We start from the raw sequence: 321 nt of genomic DNA on the forward strand, positions 1-321 counted from the left end.
CGAAATCGTACCCATCGAAGGTCACGATCAGAACGGCCACAAAGTGCTGTGCGAAATCGACGAAGTGATTCGCCCGGGTGCCAGCATCGAAGACATGCAGAAACTGCGTCCGGTATTCGATCCGGCCAACGGTACCGTGACTGCCGGTACGTCATCTGCCCTGTCTGACGGTGCCTCCGCCATGCTGGTCATGAGCGCCGAGCGTGCCCAAGCCCTGGGCCTGAAGCCCCGTGCCAAAATCCGCTCCATGGCCGTAGCCGGTTGCGACGCCGCCATCATGGGTTACGGCCCTGTACCGGCCACCCAGAAAGCGCTGGCACG

General features: G+C 62.3%; 1 protein-coding gene. It reads left to right on the forward strand.

Features of this window, described 5'->3' with window-relative positions; all coding sequences use genetic code 11:
• Nucleotides 1-321, forward strand: a 321-nt coding sequence (locus tag F8C76_RS19610; protein WP_500683491.1) for a thiolase family protein, incomplete at both ends; no start/stop codon positions are given.

It is taken from the genome of Flagellimonas olearia (genome assembly GCF_009184425.1).
GTDB classification, from domain to species: domain Bacteria; phylum Bacteroidota; class Bacteroidia; order Flavobacteriales; family Flavobacteriaceae; genus Flagellimonas; species Flagellimonas olearia.